At 70.9% G+C, this 15,787-nt stretch carries 16 protein-coding genes; 3 read left to right on the top strand and 13 right to left on the bottom strand.

Annotated features, from left to right (window positions below; genetic code table 11):
- Positions 1 to 42 precede the first annotated feature (42 nt).
- The 11 genes from ACWFRJ_RS35620 to ACWFRJ_RS35570 all read right to left on the bottom strand — a co-directional run bounded on the left by ACWFRJ_RS35620 (position 43) and on the right by ACWFRJ_RS35570 (position 11,415).
- Positions 43 to 2,226 (bottom strand): ArnT family glycosyltransferase, encoded by a 2,184-nt coding sequence (locus ACWFRJ_RS35620; protein WP_453540638.1) that lies wholly within the window; start codon positions 2,224 to 2,226, stop codon positions 43 to 45.
- On the bottom strand, positions 2,223 to 3,566 hold the full coding sequence (locus tag ACWFRJ_RS35615; protein ID WP_453540635.1) for a glycosyltransferase: 1,344 nt from the start codon (positions 3,564 to 3,566) through the stop codon (positions 2,223 to 2,225). Before ACWFRJ_RS35615 ends, ACWFRJ_RS35620 begins: the two co-directional genes overlap by 4 nt.
- A 26-nt stretch (positions 3,567 to 3,592) precedes the next feature.
- Positions 3,593 to 5,185 (bottom strand): sensor histidine kinase, encoded by a 1,593-nt coding sequence (locus tag ACWFRJ_RS35610; RefSeq protein ID WP_453540632.1) that lies wholly within the window; start codon positions 5,183 to 5,185, stop codon positions 3,593 to 3,595.
- A complete protein-coding gene (locus ACWFRJ_RS35605; RefSeq protein ID WP_453540629.1) occupies positions 5,182 to 5,943 on the bottom strand; it encodes a response regulator transcription factor in 762 nt (253 codons plus the stop codon). The genes ACWFRJ_RS35610 and ACWFRJ_RS35605 overlap by 4 nt, the downstream gene beginning before the upstream one ends.
- Positions 5,944 to 6,022: 79 nt before the next feature.
- The gene (locus ACWFRJ_RS35600) at positions 6,023 to 6,943 is read right to left on the bottom strand and encodes an amidohydrolase family protein (protein WP_453540913.1); all 921 of its coding nucleotides are present in this window, start codon (positions 6,941 to 6,943) and stop codon (positions 6,023 to 6,025) included.
- Positions 6,944 to 6,981: 38 nt separating this feature from the next.
- Positions 6,982 to 7,113, bottom strand: a complete 132-nt coding sequence (locus tag ACWFRJ_RS35595) for a hypothetical protein (RefSeq protein WP_453540626.1) — start codon at positions 7,111 to 7,113, stop codon at positions 6,982 to 6,984.
- Between the two features lie 124 nt (positions 7,114 to 7,237).
- Positions 7,238 to 8,116 (bottom strand): DUF2797 domain-containing protein, encoded by an 879-nt coding sequence (locus tag ACWFRJ_RS35590; RefSeq protein ID WP_453540624.1) that lies wholly within the window; start codon positions 8,114 to 8,116, stop codon positions 7,238 to 7,240.
- Between the two features lie 53 nt (positions 8,117 to 8,169).
- Positions 8,170 to 8,748 (bottom strand): hypothetical protein, encoded by a 579-nt coding sequence (locus ACWFRJ_RS35585; RefSeq protein ID WP_453540621.1) that lies wholly within the window; start codon positions 8,746 to 8,748, stop codon positions 8,170 to 8,172.
- Between the two features lie 86 nt (positions 8,749 to 8,834).
- Entirely contained in the window at positions 8,835 to 10,145 is a 1,311-nt protein-coding gene (locus ACWFRJ_RS35580) for a DUF7224 domain-containing protein (protein WP_453540618.1), read from the bottom strand.
- Positions 10,145 to 10,981 (bottom strand): ATP-binding cassette domain-containing protein, encoded by an 837-nt coding sequence (locus ACWFRJ_RS35575; RefSeq protein ID WP_453540615.1) that lies wholly within the window; start codon positions 10,979 to 10,981, stop codon positions 10,145 to 10,147. Before ACWFRJ_RS35575 ends, ACWFRJ_RS35580 begins: the two co-directional genes overlap by 1 nt.
- A gap of 11 nt (positions 10,982 to 10,992) precedes the next feature.
- Entirely contained in the window at positions 10,993 to 11,415 is a 423-nt protein-coding gene (locus ACWFRJ_RS35570) for a hypothetical protein (RefSeq protein WP_453540612.1), read from the bottom strand.
- 208 nt (positions 11,416 to 11,623) lie between these two features.
- On the opposite strand from ACWFRJ_RS35570, the gene sigJ reads away from it, so the two are divergent.
- The 3 genes from sigJ to ACWFRJ_RS35555 all read left to right on the top strand — a co-directional run bounded on the left by sigJ (position 11,624) and on the right by ACWFRJ_RS35555 (position 14,471).
- Positions 11,624 to 12,571 carry an RNA polymerase sigma factor SigJ gene (sigJ, locus tag ACWFRJ_RS35565; protein WP_453540610.1) on the top strand — a complete coding sequence of 316 codons (948 nt, stop codon included), beginning with the start codon at positions 11,624 to 11,626 and terminating at the stop codon, positions 12,569 to 12,571.
- Positions 12,572 to 12,694: 123 nt separating this feature from the next.
- Positions 12,695 to 13,924 carry an NAD(P)/FAD-dependent oxidoreductase gene (locus ACWFRJ_RS35560; protein WP_453540607.1) on the top strand — a complete coding sequence of 410 codons (1,230 nt, stop codon included), beginning with the start codon at positions 12,695 to 12,697 and terminating at the stop codon, positions 13,922 to 13,924.
- Between the two features lie 136 nt (positions 13,925 to 14,060).
- Positions 14,061 to 14,471 carry a hypothetical protein gene (locus ACWFRJ_RS35555; RefSeq protein WP_453540604.1) on the top strand — a complete coding sequence of 137 codons (411 nt, stop codon included), beginning with the start codon at positions 14,061 to 14,063 and terminating at the stop codon, positions 14,469 to 14,471.
- Here the strand turns inward: ACWFRJ_RS35555 and ACWFRJ_RS35550 are convergent.
- Positions 14,468 to 15,052 carry a hypothetical protein gene (locus tag ACWFRJ_RS35550; protein ID WP_453540601.1) on the bottom strand — a complete coding sequence of 195 codons (585 nt, stop codon included), beginning with the start codon at positions 15,050 to 15,052 and terminating at the stop codon, positions 14,468 to 14,470. The genes ACWFRJ_RS35555 and ACWFRJ_RS35550 overlap by 4 nt on opposite strands.
- 193 nt (positions 15,053 to 15,245) lie before the next feature.
- Entirely contained in the window at positions 15,246 to 15,566 is a 321-nt protein-coding gene (locus ACWFRJ_RS35545) for a hypothetical protein (RefSeq protein WP_453540598.1), read from the bottom strand.
- Positions 15,567 to 15,787 lie beyond the last annotated feature (221 nt).

Below are 15,787 nucleotides of genomic sequence, written 5' to 3'. Positions count from 1 at the left end.
GCGAGCTGTCAGCTCTTCGGCTGGGTCAGGTTTTCGACTGGGTCAGCTCTTCGGCTGGGTCAGGTCGTAGAAGGTCGCGCTGCCGACCGTGACCTTCTTGTACGTGTCCTCCACCCACGAGGTGATCTTGGAGGAGGTGCCGCTGTCGCCGCCCATGCCGCCTCCCATGCCACCGCCCGAGATGAAGTAGTGGATCTTCCCGTCCTCGACGTACTGCTTGAACTGCGCGAGGGTCGGTGACGGGTCGCTGCCGTTGAAGCCGCCGATGGCCATCACCGGGTCGCCGGTGGAGAGCTGGTAGCTCGCCGCGTTCTGCGAACCGATGGCCGCCGCCGCCCAGGTGTAGTCCTCGGCGTTCGCCTCCAGGAGCTTCTTCGCCTTGGCGCTGACCTGGGCGCCGTCGAGAAGGCCGCCCATGCCGCCGCCTCCGCCCATGCCACCGCGCTCGCCGGTGCGGCCGCCCTGCTGCTGGCTCTGCTGGCCCTGCTGGCTCTGGGAGTTACCGCCCTGCTTGCCGTTCTGGCCGGGGGGCTGGCCCATGCCGCCGCCGTTCTGGCCGCCCGTCGGGGGCTGCATGGCGTTGTTGCCCTGCTTGCCGTTCTGGCCCTGCTGGCCGGGCGGCTGCATCCCGCCGCCACCGCCACCGCCAGGACCGCCGCCACCGGGACCGCCACCGCCGGGGCCGCCCATCCGCCCCGCCGAAGCGGGACCCGCGGTCACGATCGACCCGGTGTGCGCGCTGTTCACCGTAGAGAGGGTGTACGCGACCGGTCCCGCCACGGATGCGGCGAAGCTCAGCCCCACCGCCACCAGGGCGAGTTGACGCCCGAGCCGGGCCGCGAGCAGCAGGCCGAGCGCGCCCACGAGGCCGCCGACGAGCACCGCCCAGCGCAGCCAGGGCAGATAGTCCGGGGTCCGGCCGAGCAGGACGTACCCCCACCAGGCCGTGCCCGCGACACTCACGCCGAGCAGCGCGCCCGCCCACCACTTGGCGCGCTCCTCCCACAGGACCGTGGCGCCCATGCCGATCAGCGCCGCGATGTAGGGGGCGAGGGCGATCGTGTAGTACTGGTGGAAGATCCCCGCCATGAAGCTGAAGACGGCCGCCGTCATCAGGAGTGCGCTGCCCCACGCCACGAACGCCGAGCGCGCGGTGTCGGTCCTGCGGGCCTTCCAGGTGAGGATGATGCCGCCGACGAGCAGGATCAGGGCGGCGGGGATCAGCCAGGAGATCTGGCTGCCGACCTCGGAGTTGAACATCCGCCCGAGCCCGGTCTCACCCCACTGACTGCCGCCTCCGCCACCGCCGCCTCCTCCTCCGACGCTGCCGGTCTCGTCTCCGCTGATGCGGCCGAGGCCGTTGTAGCCGAAGGTCAGTTCAAGGAAGGAGTTGTTCTGCGATCCGCCGATGTACGGGCGCGAGGAAGCGGGCCACAGTTCGACGATGGCCACCCACCAGCCACCGGCCGCGATCATCGCGAGCCCGGAGAGGGCCAGCTGACCGAAGCGCTTGCGAAGGCGCACGGGTGCGCACACCGCGTACAGGACCGCGAGCGGCGGCAGGATCAGGAACGCCTGCAGCGTCTTGGCCAGGAAGGCGACGCCGACCGCTACACCCGCCCACACCAGCCACTTGGTGCGGCCGTTCTCCAGGGCGCGCAGGACGCAGTACACGGTGACGGTCATCAGGAGCGCGAGGATCGCGTCCGGGTTGTTGAACCGGAACATCAGCGCGGCGACGGGCGTGAGCGCGAGCACGGCGCCCGCGATGAGCCCGGCCGCCGGGCTGAAGCGGCGGCGCACGGCGGCGTACAGCACACCGACCGTCGCGACGCCCATCAGGACCTGCGGGGCGAGCACCGCCCAGGAGTTGAGCCCGAAGAGGCGCACGGAGAGCGCCATCGGCCAGAGCGCGGCCGGGGGCTTGTCGACGGTGATCGCGTTGCCCGCGTCCAGCGAGCCGAAGAACATCGCCTTCCAGCTCTGGCTGCCCGCCTGGACGGCGGCGGAGTAGAAGGAGTTGGCGTAGCCGGACGCGCTGAGGTTCCAGAAGTAGAGGACCGCGGTCGCGAGCAGCAGGCCCAGGAAGGCGGGGCGCGCCCAGCGCGGGTCTTCGGGGCGTCCGCGCCAGAGCCGCGCGGGCAGGGTGCGCGTGCCCCGGTGGGCCCTGCCCGCACCCGGCGCCGCGTGCGGCGGCGCGAGTGCGTCGTGGGAAGTCGTCGTCATCGTGCGTTCCTCGGGTCGTTTGCGTAGGTGAGCTCGTACGAGGGCGAGGCCTCGGGCGGTGCCGCGTCCGGCAGTACCGCGTCGGAGCCGCGGTCCGGGAACACCCAGGCCCGCAGGAGCAGGAACCGCAGCACCGTCGCCGCGAGGTTGGCGGCTATGAGCACCGCCAGTTCCGTGCCGTGGGACGCGTCGCCCGATGCCGCGCCGAGGGCGGCGAGCGAACCGCTGGTCAGGGCGAGGCCGATGGCGAAGACCACGAGGCCCTGTGCCTGGTGGCGCATCGCGCGGTCGCGGCCCCGCACCCCGAAGGTGAGGCGGCGGTTGGCGGCGGTGTTGGCGACCGCCGAAACGAGCAGGGCGAGCGCGTTGGCCACCTGCGAGCCCGAGAACGTACGGAAGCCGGAGTAGAGAAGCAGATAGAAGAGCGTGGAGAGCGCGCCGACCACGCAGAAGCCGACCAGCTGGCGGGCAAGGCCGCCCGGGACTCCGGCCAGCTGGCGGTCGCGCGGGTCGTCCCCGAAGGGGCGCGCGAGGCGGTCGAGCGGGAGCGCGCCGACCGTGAGGGCGCGCCCGACCCGCCACACCCCCTTGAGGTCGTCCGTGGCCGTCTTGACCAGGTGGACCGTGGAGTCCGGGTCGTCGACCCAGTCGACGGGCACCTCGTGGATGCGCAGGCCCGCACGCTCGGCGAGCACCAGCATCTCCGTGTCGAAGAACCACCCCGTGTCCTCGACGAGCGGGAGCAGCACCCCCGCCACGTCGCCCCTGATCGCCTTGAACCCGCACTGGGCGTCGGAGAAGCGCGCGTGCAGGGAGCTGCGCAGGATGAGGTTGTAGCTGCGCGAGATGAACTCCCGCTTGGGGCCGCGCACCACACGCGAGCTGCGCGCGAGCCGCGAGCCGATCGCCAGGTCCGAGTGCCCGGAGATCAGCGGCGCCACCAGCGGGAGCAGCGCGTTGAGGTCGGTGGACAGGTCCACGTCCATGTAGGCGAGGACGGGGGCGTCCGAGGCGGACCACACGGCCCGCAGGGCTCGCCCGCGCCCCTTCTGCTCAAGACGCGTGTACCGGACCTCTTCGCTCGACGCCGCGAGCTGTGCCGCCACCTCGGGGGTGCGGTCCGTGGACGCGTTGTCCGCGATGGTGATGCGGAAGGGATAGGGGAAGGTGTTTACGAGATGGTCGTGCAGGCGCCGCACACACGGCTGAAGGTCCTTCTCCTCGTTGTAGACGGGGATCACGATGTCCAGGACGGGCACATCGCGCCATCCGGCGGGGAGGTGGGCCCGCGCCGGCAGAGGGACCGAGCAAGCGCCGCCCGGGGAAGAGTCGGTTTGCATGAGACCGACTTTCGCCAAGTGGTCTGTCAGGCCTGTGTGGTGAGCCTGTGGCCCGCCTGTGAGTCCCGTCCGGGGCTGCTGACCTGCGTAGATACAGCAGGGAGCGTCACCGTGAACACCGTCAGGCCCGGCGCGCTCTCCACCGTCACGCCGCCTCCGTGCGCCGCGACGATGGCCTGTACGAGGGCGAGGCCGAGCCCCGTGGATCCGGCGTTGCGGGAGCGCGAGGCGTCGCCGCGGGCGAAGCGTTCGAAGACGTGGGGGAGGAGGGCGGGGGCGATGCCGGGACCGTTGTCCTCGACCTCCAGGCAGACTCCGGATTCGGCCCGCCGCACGCGTGCGGTGACCTTCGTGCCCGGTGGCGTGTGCGTACGCGCGTTGGCGAGGAGGTTGACGACGACCTGGTGGAGGCGGGCCGGGTCGGCGAGGACGAGCGCCGGCTCGTCCGGCAGCTCAAGGGCCCAGTAGTGCTCGGGGCCCGCGGCCCGCGCGTCGCTCACGGTGTCGACGACCAGCGGTGAGAGATCAGTGCTCTGATACGAGAGCGGCAGTCGGGCGCCGGGGCCGTTACTGCCTGCGCGTCCGCCGTCACGTCCGCCGTCACGCCCCTCGTCGAGGCGCGCGAGCAGCAGCAGGTCCTCCACGAGGCCCGTCATCCGCTGCGCCTCGGACTCGATCCGGCCGAGCGCGTGCCGCGTGTCGGGTCCGGTCGACTCCCGTCCCCTGCGCGTCAGTTCGGCATAGCCGCGGATAGAGGCCAGTGGCGTACGCAGCTCATGGCTGGCGTCCGCGACGAACTGGCGTACCCGCGTCTCGCTCTCCTGGCGCACGTGCAGCGCGGAGTGCACATGGTCGAGCATCCGGTTGAGCGCGGCGCCGACCTGTCCGACCTCCGTGTTCGGCTCCGTGTCGGGGACGCGCTCGTACAGCGTCACCTCGCCGCTGTGCAGCGGGAGTTCGGAGACCCGGGTCGCGGTCGCCGCGACCCGGCGAAGGGGGCGCAGGGCGACGCCGACCATGGCGGCGCCCGCGAGCGAGGCGGCGACCAGGCCCGCGGCGGTGACACTGACCTCGACGATGATCAGCGTTTCGAGGGTGTTCTGCACCTTGGCCGTGGGGATGCCGACGAGGAAGTCGCCGTTGGGGCCTGTCGCGTACTTCACGCGATACCCGCCCAGGCCGGGGATGTCGACGTTGTGCTCCTGCTCGTCGCGCGGCACGGAGGCCAGTGCGGCGGACTGCGCCGCGTCGAGGTGGTCGGTCTGCGGTTCGAAAGTTCCGCTGTCCGGCTCGTTGCTGACCAGTGCCTCGCCGACCGAGCCGTTGTCCTCGACGACGGCACCGATGGTGCCGACCTCCTGGGGCCCCTTGGAGACGAACCGCAGCGGATCGCCCTGATCCACGGAAGGCACGTCATGACCGTCGGCCCCTGGCTTCGGCATCGGCCCCGACGCACGCATCGCGACCGTGCCGAGCGAGGTGTCCAGCTGGTCGTACAGGTGTGAGCGCAGCGCGATGGTCGTCACCGTGCCGATCACCGCGCAGACGACGGCGATCAGCGCAACAGCCGAGACGACGAGCCGCGTCCGCAGCGACCGCGGCTGCCGTCTCGGCCTCATGAGGCGGCAGCCGCCTCGGTCGAGGGCGCGGGCTTGATCAGGTACCCGGCACCGCGACGGGTGTGGATCATCGGCTCACGCCCGGCGTCGAGCTTCCTGCGCAGATACGAGATGTAGAGCTCGACGACGTTGGCCTGGCCCCCGAAGTCGTAGTTCCACACACGGTCCAGGATCTGCGCCTTGCTGAGCACGCGCCGCGGATTGCGCATCAGGTAGCGAAGGAGCTCGAACTCGGTTGCGGTGAGATGGATGGAGTCCCCGCCGCGCGTGACCTCGTGGCTGTCCTCGTCGAGGGTGAGGTCACCGACGGCGAGCACCGATTCGCTGCGCCGGTCGGAGGCCCCGGCCCGGCGGATGAGCCCGCGAAGGCGCGCGACGACTTCCTCCAGGCTGAAGGGTTTGGTGACGTAGTCGTCGCCCCCGGCGGTGAGACCGGCGATGCGGTCCTCGACGGCGTCCTTGGCCGTCAGGAACAGCACCGGCACGTCGGGCAGCTCGCGCCGCAGCCGTCCGAGCACGGCGAGGCCGTCCATGTCGGGCAGCATCATGTCGAGCACCACGGCGTCGGGCCTGAAGGCACGTGCGGCGCGCACCGCACCGGCGCCGTCCCCCGCACTGCGGATCTGCCAGCCCTCGTACCGCAGGGCCATGGAGAGCAGCTCGGTCAGCGACACCTCGTCGTCGACGACGAGCACACGAACGGGGCTCCCGTCCGCCCTGAGCAGTTCGGTACGCCCCTGGGGCGAGGTCGTAGTCATGACACACAGACTGCGCGGCGGCCCTGAGAGAGCTCTTGCCGGAACCTGTGAATTCCCTGAGAAAGGATCCGGCGCGGCGCTAGGCCTTGCCGCCCGGCAGCCCGAAGAGCCGGGCCGCGTTCCCGTGGCAGACCGCGCGCAGCCAGTCGTCCCCCAGGCCGAGCCGCTCGAGGGCGTGCAGCTGATGGACGTACGCGTGCGGAATGTTGGGGAAGTCCGACCCGAGCAGAATCCGGTCCCCGAGGTCGGCGAGGCGCGGCAGCTCCGCGCGCGGGAACGGCGAGAACCTCTCGGAGAAGTCCGTGAACGTCAGGGTCGTGTCCAGCCTGACCTCGCCGTACCGCTCGGCGATGTCGAGGAAGTCCGCGTACTCCGGCATCCCCATGTGCGCCACGACGAGCCGCAGCCGGGGGTGGCGCGCGAGCAGCCGCCCGATCGGCTCGGGCCCGGTGTGCTTGCCCGGCGCGGGCCCCGACCCGCAGTGCGTGACGACCGGGATACCGGCGTCGGCGAGCAGTCCCCAGACGGGGTCGAGCTCGGCGTCGTTGGGGTCGTAGGCGCCCACCTGCACATGGGACTTGAAGACCCGGGCCCCGGCGTCGACGGCGTCCCGCACGTACGCCGCCGCTCCCGGCTCGGGAAAGAAGGTCGCGGTGTGCAGGCAGTCGGGCGTCCGGCGGGCGAAGTCGGCGGCCCAGCCGTTGAGCCACTCCGCCATGCCGGCCTTGTGCGGATAGATCATCGAGGTGAAGTAGCGCACCCCGAACTCCCGCAGGATTGCCAGCCGTTGCTCTTCCTCATGCCGGTAGGTGATGGGCCACTCCACGCCGGTCAGCGGCCCGGCGGAATCGAAGTAGTCCCACACCTTGGACAGGACGCGCTCGGGCATGAAGTGCGTGTGTACGTCGATGAGTCCGGGGAGGCCGAGCCGCTCCCAGAAACGCACCACGCCACTTGCCTCGTGGCTGTCCCCGCTTGCCTCTTGGCTGTCCCCGCTCACCTCGTGGCTGTCCCCGCTTGCCTCTTGGCTGTCCCCGCTCAAGACCGCGGCTCCGTTGCGTGGCCCCGCTCGAAGCTGTAGCTCCGCTCCACCGTGGCGACGTGGACGGCGTACTTCTCGTAGTAGGGCGGTCCGAAGGGTGGGACAGGTGTCACGGGCTGATCACTCATGGCCCAAGACTCGGCCGCACCCCACCTGCCTGTCCACCCTCTCGCCGCCTTCATTGCCGTACGGGCAGGCAGAATTGACCTGCCGGTCGGCTTCGGCGGCACCCCGCACCCCGCGGAACACGCCTCAGAAGAGCCCGCCCTGAACCACGGGCACCTCCCGTACGGGAACAGTCGTACGCGCCGCTCCCCGCGACCCCTCCCGCGCCCCCTCAAGCCGCCACCCCCGCAACAGCCGACTGTCGAGGACGACAAGCCGCCCACCGTCGTCGAGATACAGATCGGGCCCGGCCACGGCGACGAGCTCCCCCAGCACCACCCCGCCGTCGACGAGCTCGGTGACGGCGAACCCGCCGACGCCCTCGAGACGCTCCACCCCGAACACCGCGCCGTGGTCCACCACCCCGTGTTCCCCAAGGTCCACCCGCTCCAGCGACTCGGGCCACCCGTCGAGCGCGAGGGCGAAGCCATGCATACGCTCCAGCTCGCGCCGCCGCTCCTCAGCCCCCGGCAAGGTGGCCCTGACGGCCCGCTTCCTGGCGTACGAGATCCGGTCCGGCACCCCGAGAGCGACCCGAAGCAGCTCCTCGGCCCGCCGCGCGGCCATCAAAGGCCCGCGCCCGAGCCAGGCGAAGGCCACGGCCCCCTGTTCGAGCAGCCGCGCCGATCCCCGCTCCTCACGGGTGATCCCGACCTTCACCATCCCGACGCCGAACCACGCGAGATAGACGCGATAGGTCCGCGGATCGTCGGCGATGGTGTCGGCGGCCACCGAGTGCGCCCGGTCGAGCCGCGCACACTCGGCACACCGGGCCTGCGTTCCCCGCCCCGGCACGACAGCGGCGACGGGACAGGGATTTCCCCGCGCCCCCACGCACTCCCGCTGCCCGCTGGCCCCGAACCCCACCCGCCGCCCCACGACCAGCGGACTGACGTCCCCCCGCTCCCACACGAGCCCCGGCCGCTCCGGGTCCGCCCAGCTCAACCCCGCACTGCGCCACTCCATGGGGACAGTCTCGCGCAGCGCGCTCCCCTGCTGCTCTCCCCTGCTGCTCTCTTCTACTGCTCCGCCCGCTCCGTCTGCCGAGGCCTGCCCGTGGCGGCGGCGGTCGCGCCGGCCAGCCACAGCAGCACGGCCACGACAGCCGCCGACGTACTGGAAGACGCGTGCAGCGACCAGGCCCACGGCTCCGGCGTGTTGTCGCTGTCCACGCCGAGCAGCAGCGTGGGCCCGAACATGCCGAGAGGCAACAGCCAGGCGAGCCCACTGCCGAAGAGGCGGGCACTGATCATGCCGAGGCCGAGATAGCCGACGACATTGCGGGCCGCCGAGCCGAACACCTCCGCGGTCGCGCCGGTGAGCAGCGGCAGCGCGCTCAGGCCGAGAGCCAGGACGAGCAGCACCACCAGGTACCCGCCCCGCAGGCGGCTCATCGGCTGGGCCGCGGTCTGCTCCAGGTCCGCCATCGGCGAGAACAGCGTGGTGGCGAGGACCACCGCATGAGCGAGCGGCACGACCTCGGCCACCGGCACGCTGAAATCGACCAGGTAGCGGAACTCCGGCACCGCCACCCGCTGCCCCGCGAACGCGGTCGCCGCCAGGGCGATCAGCAGCGCGACGCCCGTGGCCCGCGGCAACCCACGACAGCGTACGAAGGCGATCGCGGCCCTCACCTGCGGACTCCGGGCCGCTTGCAGGCTCCGCTGAAGGCTCCGCACAGGGGTCACCGCGGCGGCTCCGGGAGCTTCGGAACGGGGCGGCAGGCTCGGATGTCGGCGGCCGCGGCCTCGATCCACGCGTCCTGCTCGGCGGCCGGGGCACCGGTGACCCGGGCGAGGGCGTGGCCGAACTTCTCGCCGTAGTACTCGCCGGCCGCTCCGGCGCGGGCGCGGATGACGGCTTCGAAGAGGAACGTGTCGGGGTAGCCGCCGGTCTCCTTGAGCAGGTGGGCTTCGCAGTCGGACGACTTGGGCTGCGGGAGTGCGGCGGCGAACAGGGCGTCGGTCAGGTCGGCCTCCGTCTCCGCGGGCGTCATCAGGGACAGCTCCGCACCGCGCCCCTCGGGCCGCTTCAGGCCGCTCGCGTAGAAGTCGCGGTTGAGCCCCTTCAAGGAGCCGAGCCGCGTGTCGACCGTCTTCACCGCGGCACGGGCCTTGGGCAGCAGATGGCGGTCCTCCGGCCACAGGCACACCTTCGTACGGCCGCTCTCGGCGCAGAGCTGCCGCGCCGGCTGGGCCTTGCGCACCGCCCAGTACGAGTCGGGCGTCGGCGTACGGAAGGCCACCAGCGCGCCGCCCGCCACGACGGCGGCCAGCACGAGCGCTCCGAGGGCGAGGGGCCGCGGGGTGAGCGACGCCCGGCGCCGCAGCGCGGGCAGGGCGGTCAGGAGCAGCCCGAGGGCCAGACACCAGGCGAAGGCGATCAGCATGCGCGCCGTGTTCGGCTCGAACTCCGAGCTCCAGAACTCGTCTATCGCCGGGAACAGTTTGTCCAGCGGGGTGTCAGGGACGAACGCGACGAAGACGAAGAGGCCGTACCAGAAGATCCCGGCGAAGGGAGCGACCACGCGGGACGGCAGCGCCGAACCGATCGCCACCCCCACGGCGATCTCCAGGCCCATCATCCCGGCCCCGAGCAGCAGCGGCGTCCAGGCGGGCTCGCTGACGTCGCTGACGCCCGCGGTCCGCGAGAACGCGACGGCCACGAGTACGGCGTAGGCGAGCAGGGACCACAGCCACACCGCGAGCCACAGCAGCAGCGCCTGCGCCCAGCCGCCACGGGCCGCGGTGTCGGCCCAGACCCTGGTCCGGTGCCGGAAGGCGCGGCCCGCTCCCCAGGCGGCCGCGGCGCTCATCACCGAGCCCATCACGATCACCGAGTAGAGCTGGACCTGGAGGCTGGTCTGGGTCCACCAGCCGATCCAGTCGCTCTCGGCCGGGCTGTCGGCGGTGAAGTAGTACACGCCGATCGCGCCCATGAGCGCGGCGGCCCACTTGGCCTCGCCGCGCCGCATCTCGGTCAGCAGCACACGCATCAGGTCGCCACCGCTTCCGTACCGGCCAGATGCAGATACCCGGCTTCCACGGCGCTTCCGTCGACTTCCTTGCCTGCCGTGGCTGCCGTGTCTCCTGTGTCTCCCGTGCCTGCCGCGCCCCCGCCCGGGAGCGCGCAGAGTTCGGCGACCGTTCCCGTGAAGCGGACCGACCCGTCGAGGAGGACGGCGACCCGGTCGCACACATGGGCGACGTCCTCGGCGAGGTGGGTGCTCATCACCACGGCGGACCGTTCGCCCAACTCCTGGATGAGACCGCGGAATCCGACCCGCTGGGCCGGGTCGAGGCCGACGGTCGGTTCGTCGAGGAGCACCAGGGACGGTTCGTTGACCATGGCCTGGGCGATCCCGACCCGGCGCAGCATTCCGCCGGACAGGGCGCCCATCCTGCGGTCGGCGTGCTTCTCCATCTGCACGAGGCGCAGCGCGTCACGGGCCCGTTCGCGCCGCCGGGCGGCGGGCACCTTGCGCAGCCAGGCCGCGTACTCGGTGAACTCCAGGACGGTGAAACGGGGATAGAAGCCGAAGGACTGCGGAAGAACCCCGATCCGCTGCCGGATCCGCTGTACCCGAGCCCGCCCCGGCGCCTCGTCGCCGAGGAGGGTGACCGCCCCGGACTTGGGTCTGCGCGCCGTGCTCAGGAGGGACAACAGGGTGCTCTTCCCCGCCCCGTTGGGGCCGAGCAGCCCGGTGACCCCGGAGGGGAATTCGAGGGATACGTCGTCGAGGGCGATCGTGGAGCCGTACTGGACGGTCACCGCCGCGACCGCCGCGACCGGCTGGGAGCCGGACGCGGCGGCGCTCTTGCTAGTGGTCACGTGATTCCTGATCAGTTCTGGGCGTTCACGTAACCGTAGGCCCGGCTGCCGGAGATCCCGGCCCAAGTGGCCTTGGTGTAGTACTTGCCACCCGTGCTGGTGCCCTTGTACGAACCGCAGCCGTACGCCTGCTTGTAGCTGCGGGACGTGCTGGTGATCTTCGGGTCGGGGCGGAAGCTCTTGTCCTGGTATATGTACGCGCTGAACGTCCTGGTGTCGTTCACCGGCACATCGCCACAGACCTTGGCGTGACCGCTGCTCTTGCCCTTCCAGCGGTCACCGTCCTCCTTGCTGCCCGCGGTGGCTATGGAAAACGGAAGCCTGCTCCCGCTGATCTCCGCCGCGACCGCCCCTACCGCCGGCACGCCGATGGCAATCGCCGTCAGCGTCCCCACGACCGCGAGCTTGCGCTTCCCCGTATACAACTTGCGCATTGATCCTCCGTTAAGCAGGACTTACTTGGTCGTTGATCACGCTATGTGCGGAATAAGTGACTCCGCTGGCCAATGCTTCAGCTGTGCCGACGATCACAACGGGGGCGCGTCCGGGAGCGCGTCCGGGGTCGCATCCGGGGTCACGTCCGGGTCGCATCCGGGTCGCATCCGGGGGGGGATCCCAAGACCCGGAGTTAGGATCCGGACCATGGCTCTGACCGTGAACGACGTGGACCGGTTCGAGGCGGCCAGGCCCCGCCTGGAGGCCATCGCCTACCGCCTCCTCGGCTCCGCGAGCGACGCCGAGGACGCCGTACAGGACACGTTCCTGCGCTGGCAGGCCGCCGACGTCGACCGCGTCAAGGTCCCCGAGGCCTGGCTGACGAAGGTCCTCACCAACCTCTGCCTCAACCAGCTCACCTCGGCGCGCGCCCGGCGCGAGACCTATGTGGGCCAGTGGCTGCCCGAGCCGCTGCTCGCCGGGGACCCGATGCTCGGCCCCGCCGACACCGCCGAGCAGCGCGAATCCCTCTCGTACGCGGTCCTCACCCTCATGGAGCGCCTCTCACCGGACGAACGGGTGGTGTACGTGCTGCGGGAGGCCTTCGGCTACCCGCACCGGGAGATCGCGGAGATCCTCGACATCACCGAGTCCGCGGGCCAGCAGCTCTTCCACCGGGCCAAGAAGCACGTCGCGGACGGCAAGACGCGCACCGAGATCGACGGAGCTGCCGCCCGGCGGATCGTCGAGGAGTTCCTCGCGGCCGCCACCAGCGGCCGGACCGAGCCGCTCGTACGGCTGCTCACCGAGGACGCCGTCGCGATCGGTGACGGCGGCGGGAAGATCCCGGCCCGCGCCAAGGCGTTCGAGGGCGCAGTCGCGGTCGCGAAGTTCATGCGGGGCCTGTTCAAGCCGAGCGGGGCCAAGCGCGCCCACGTCGGCGGCTCGCCCGAGGTCCACCTCACGGCCGCCAACGGCGCCCCCGCCCTCGTGGCGGTCTTCGACGGCCGGGTCGTCGGCGTGATGTGCCTGGAGATCACCGCCGAGGGCATCACCGCGTTCCGCAACCAGGTGAACCCCGACAAGCTGGCCCGCGCGAGCCGGCAGTGGGCGGCGACGGACCACGGGGAGCCCCTGCTGGACGCCGCGTTCTGACCCCGATGTCTCCGATCTCTCTGATGTGAGGTGCTTCACATCAGGTTCCTGTCAGGAAACGGCGGGCTGCCCGGTTCAAGGGGCGAACCCGCTGAAGAGCTGATGTACGACAGGAGCCAGAAAATGCAGCACGGCACGCACCGCACGCATCGCATCGTCGTCATCGGAGCCGGATACACCGGAGCCATCGCCGCAGGGCGCCTTGCCAAGCGGCTGCACCGCGAAGACGTGGCCATCACCCTCGTCAACGCCGAGCCCGACTTCGTCGAGCGGGTTCGGATGCACCAGCTGACCGTCGGCCAGAACCTCAAGCCCCGGCCCTTCGACGAGATGTTCGCGGGCACCGGCGTCGAGCTGAGGCTCGCGAAGGTCACCGGCGTGGACGTGGACAGCAAGACGGTCACCGTCGTCGGCCTGGGCGACACGGACGACGGCACCGAGAAGCTGGAGTACGACACCCTCTTCTACGCCCTCGGCAGCGGCTGGAACGCCCAGGGCGTGCCCGGCACCACCGAGCACGCCCACGAGATCGCGAGCCGCCCCGGAGCGCTCCGTCTGCGCGAGCGCCTGGCCGGCCTGGGCGCCGGAGAGACCGTGACCGTCGTCGGCGGCGGCCTCACCGGCCTGGAGGCCGCGACCGAGATCGCCGAAGCCCGCCCTGACCTCGACGTCGCCCTCGCCGCCCGCGGCGGATTCGGCGACTGGCTCTCGCCCAAGGGCCGCGGACACGCGCGGAAGGTCTTCGCCAAGCTCGGCATCACCGTGCACGAGCAGGCATCCGTCGCCGCGGTGCGGGCCGACCACGTGACCACCACGGACGGCAGGTCCATCCCGGCCGCGGTCACCGTGTGGACCACCGGCTTCGCGGTCCACCCGATCGCACGGGCCACCGCCCTGGACGTCACCGACACCGGTCAGATCGTGGTCGACCGGACCATGCGCTCGGTGTCGCACCCTGACGTGTACGCCATCGGCGACGCGGCCATGGCCATGGGCCCCGGCGACAAGCCGCTGCGCATGTCGTGCGCCACGGGCACCCCCATGGCATGGCAGGCCGCCGAAGCCATCACGGCGCGCCTGACCGGCGGAAAGACCCCGAACACGCCGATGCGCTACTTCAACCAGTGCATCTCGCTCGGCCGCAAGGAGGGCCTGATCCAGTACGTCACCGCCGACGACCGTGCCGTACGGGCAGCCCTGACGGGACGACTCGCCGCCGTCTACAAGGAGTTGATCTGCAAGGGCGCGGCCTGGGCCGTCGCCAACCCGACGTTCGGGATGCCGACCCGGCCGCGCCGCGTCGTACGGGAGCAGTCCCGGGCGGCGGCATCGCCGGTCAAGACGTCGGCCTGACGGGGCGACAGGGCCCGGCCCGAACTGGCAGGGCCGGGCCCTGCCGACGTGCCGACGTGCCGACGTGCCGCGGAGAAGAACAGCCCTGAATCGACTGCGCCCGAATGAACTGTGTCCGACACGCTACCCTCTGTGCATGGTCGAGGCTTTCGTCTCCGGTGACGGCCACCGCGCGTGCGGCATCTGTCCTTCACGCCGCTTCCCGCTCGGCGAGTTCGATGTGGCCGAACGCCCCTCGCACGACTTCCCGTTCGATCCGCAGGACGGCCACCGGTACACACAGCGAGGCGTGCCCGTCTGCGTGCACCCGGAGAAGGTGGGGATACCGCCCGCGCCGTACAAGACGGACGGTGTGGCCCTGCTGACAGACGTCGCGCTGCCCGACGACGTAGCCGAACTCGACGTGTACCTGCGTGAATTGGTGCACGGCGCAGCTCCTGGTGCGCTGGAGCGGTTGATCGACCTGGCGGACCGCGAGATCCGGCGGACCTTTCCGGAGGTCGACGCGACCTTGGCACTGCGCCGTGCCTTCAACTGGCGCTCCTAGCTCGCTGTGGCGAACCCGGGAGCGAAACGGCGGCCACCGTCGAAGATGCCGATCGGGCTGTACTTCGCGGTGACGACCGCCTTGCGCCTGGCGGTCTCGTCCTTGCCGAACCAGTAGCGCTCGTTCAACCGTCCCCACGCCGCCCGGTAGACCTGGTGGGTGTAGTCGCCGTGATCCCACGCCCCGATGGCCTCACGGTCGGTGGCGTGCACGAACGTGACACCCGTGCGGCGCTGGATGCGGCTGAGCACGGTGAACTGAGCGGCGAGCGCGTGGATCATCTCGTCCACGGGGACCGCCACGGGGATCTCGGCGGCTTCTTCGTTCTGGTCGGTCATCTCGTAGATGGCCGACTTGATCGCCATGGCGCGTATGGCCTCGGGGAACAGGGGCTCGGTGTCCTTCGCGACGTCGAACCCGTCCACCAGGGCGTACCCCATGAAGCACTGCCAGTCCTCGTCGTACTTCGCGCACGCCGTGCGCAGGCGATCGAACTCGCGATCAGCCTCGACGACCGCGAGGATCTCGCGGGCTCGCCGCGCCACGACCTCCGGGACGGGCCGTACCAGCGTTGCGGACACTGCCGCACACTCCTTCATTGTCGGTCGGTGCATCGGTGGTGCCATCCATCCGCCGACCGCCGTCACACAAGGGCAGTCGGGCAGGGGCTACCGGCGTGCGCTCGACGTGCGCCATCGATCCAGAGCCGCGATGATCGGGCACGGCTCGGCTCGGGCAGCACGGCGCAGCTCGCCACGCGGGCAGCTGACCGGGTTACGGCCGCTCGCCCGTACCGCGTTCACCGACCTCACGGCCCCGGGCGCTGAGCACGCCGTCGATGTCCTCCCGGACCTGGGCCGCTCTGTGCTGTGGGCACTGGCACGGCGGGTAGGTCATGGACCCGGGCGGCAACTCGTACCCGTCCAGAGCGCCGACCCTGAGCACGCCTTCGCCCAGTACGTCATCCGTCAGTACGTCATCGTTCAGTACGTCATCGGTCAGTACGTCATCCGTGAGTACGCCGTCGGTCAGTACGCCATCTGTGCTCTGTTCCTCGGTCGTCCGGACAAGAACTGCCCGTGCTTCGCTAGTCATCTCAGTCCCTCGGGGATGCGTGTGGCGAGCGGTTCGCCAACCCTTCGTGTGCTCTACGCAACCGCGCGACCACGCAGAGCGGTACCGTTGCGGCACTTTCGGGACGCGAAAGGCCTAAAAGCGCGCAAGAGCGCGAAGGCACCAAGAGCCACCACCAACCACAAACCGGACGCGGCCCTCGTTCGCCTTCTCCCCGAGATCCGTGGGACATACGACCAGTT

It is taken from the genome of Streptomyces sp. NPDC055239 (assembly GCF_053606205.1).
The sequence above is the reverse complement of the archived record's forward strand: the minus strand, read 5'-3'. Positions and strand labels throughout refer to the sequence as shown.

Coding starts and splice junctions, on each gene's coding strand:
- ACWFRJ_RS35620 (WP_453540638.1), bottom strand. CDS start 2,226: ATGACGACGACTTCCCACGACGCACTCGCGCCGCCGCACGCGGCGCCG.
- ACWFRJ_RS35615 (WP_453540635.1), bottom strand. CDS start 3,566: ATGCAAACCGACTCTTCCCCGGGCGGCGCTTGCTCGGTCCCTCTGCCG.
- ACWFRJ_RS35610 (WP_453540632.1), bottom strand. CDS start 5,185: ATGAGGCCGAGACGGCAGCCGCGGTCGCTGCGGACGCGGCTCGTCGTC.
- ACWFRJ_RS35605 (WP_453540629.1), bottom strand. CDS start 5,943: ATGACTACGACCTCGCCCCAGGGGCGTACCGAACTGCTCAGGGCGGAC.
- ACWFRJ_RS35595 (WP_453540626.1), bottom strand. CDS start 7,113: ATGAGTGATCAGCCCGTGACACCTGTCCCACCCTTCGGACCGCCCTAC.
- ACWFRJ_RS35590 (WP_453540624.1), bottom strand. CDS start 8,116: ATGGAGTGGCGCAGTGCGGGGTTGAGCTGGGCGGACCCGGAGCGGCCG.
- ACWFRJ_RS35580 (WP_453540618.1), bottom strand. CDS start 10,145: ATGCGTGTGCTGCTGACCGAGATGCGGCGCGGCGAGGCCAAGTGGGCC.
- ACWFRJ_RS35570 (WP_453540612.1), bottom strand. CDS start 11,415: ATGCGCAAGTTGTATACGGGGAAGCGCAAGCTCGCGGTCGTGGGGACG.
- sigJ (WP_453540610.1), top strand. CDS start 11,624: ATGGCTCTGACCGTGAACGACGTGGACCGGTTCGAGGCGGCCAGGCCC.
- ACWFRJ_RS35560 (WP_453540607.1), top strand. CDS start 12,695: ATGCAGCACGGCACGCACCGCACGCATCGCATCGTCGTCATCGGAGCC.
- ACWFRJ_RS35555 (WP_453540604.1), top strand. CDS start 14,061: ATGGTCGAGGCTTTCGTCTCCGGTGACGGCCACCGCGCGTGCGGCATC.
- ACWFRJ_RS35545 (WP_453540598.1), bottom strand. CDS start 15,566: ATGACTAGCGAAGCACGGGCAGTTCTTGTCCGGACGACCGAGGAACAG.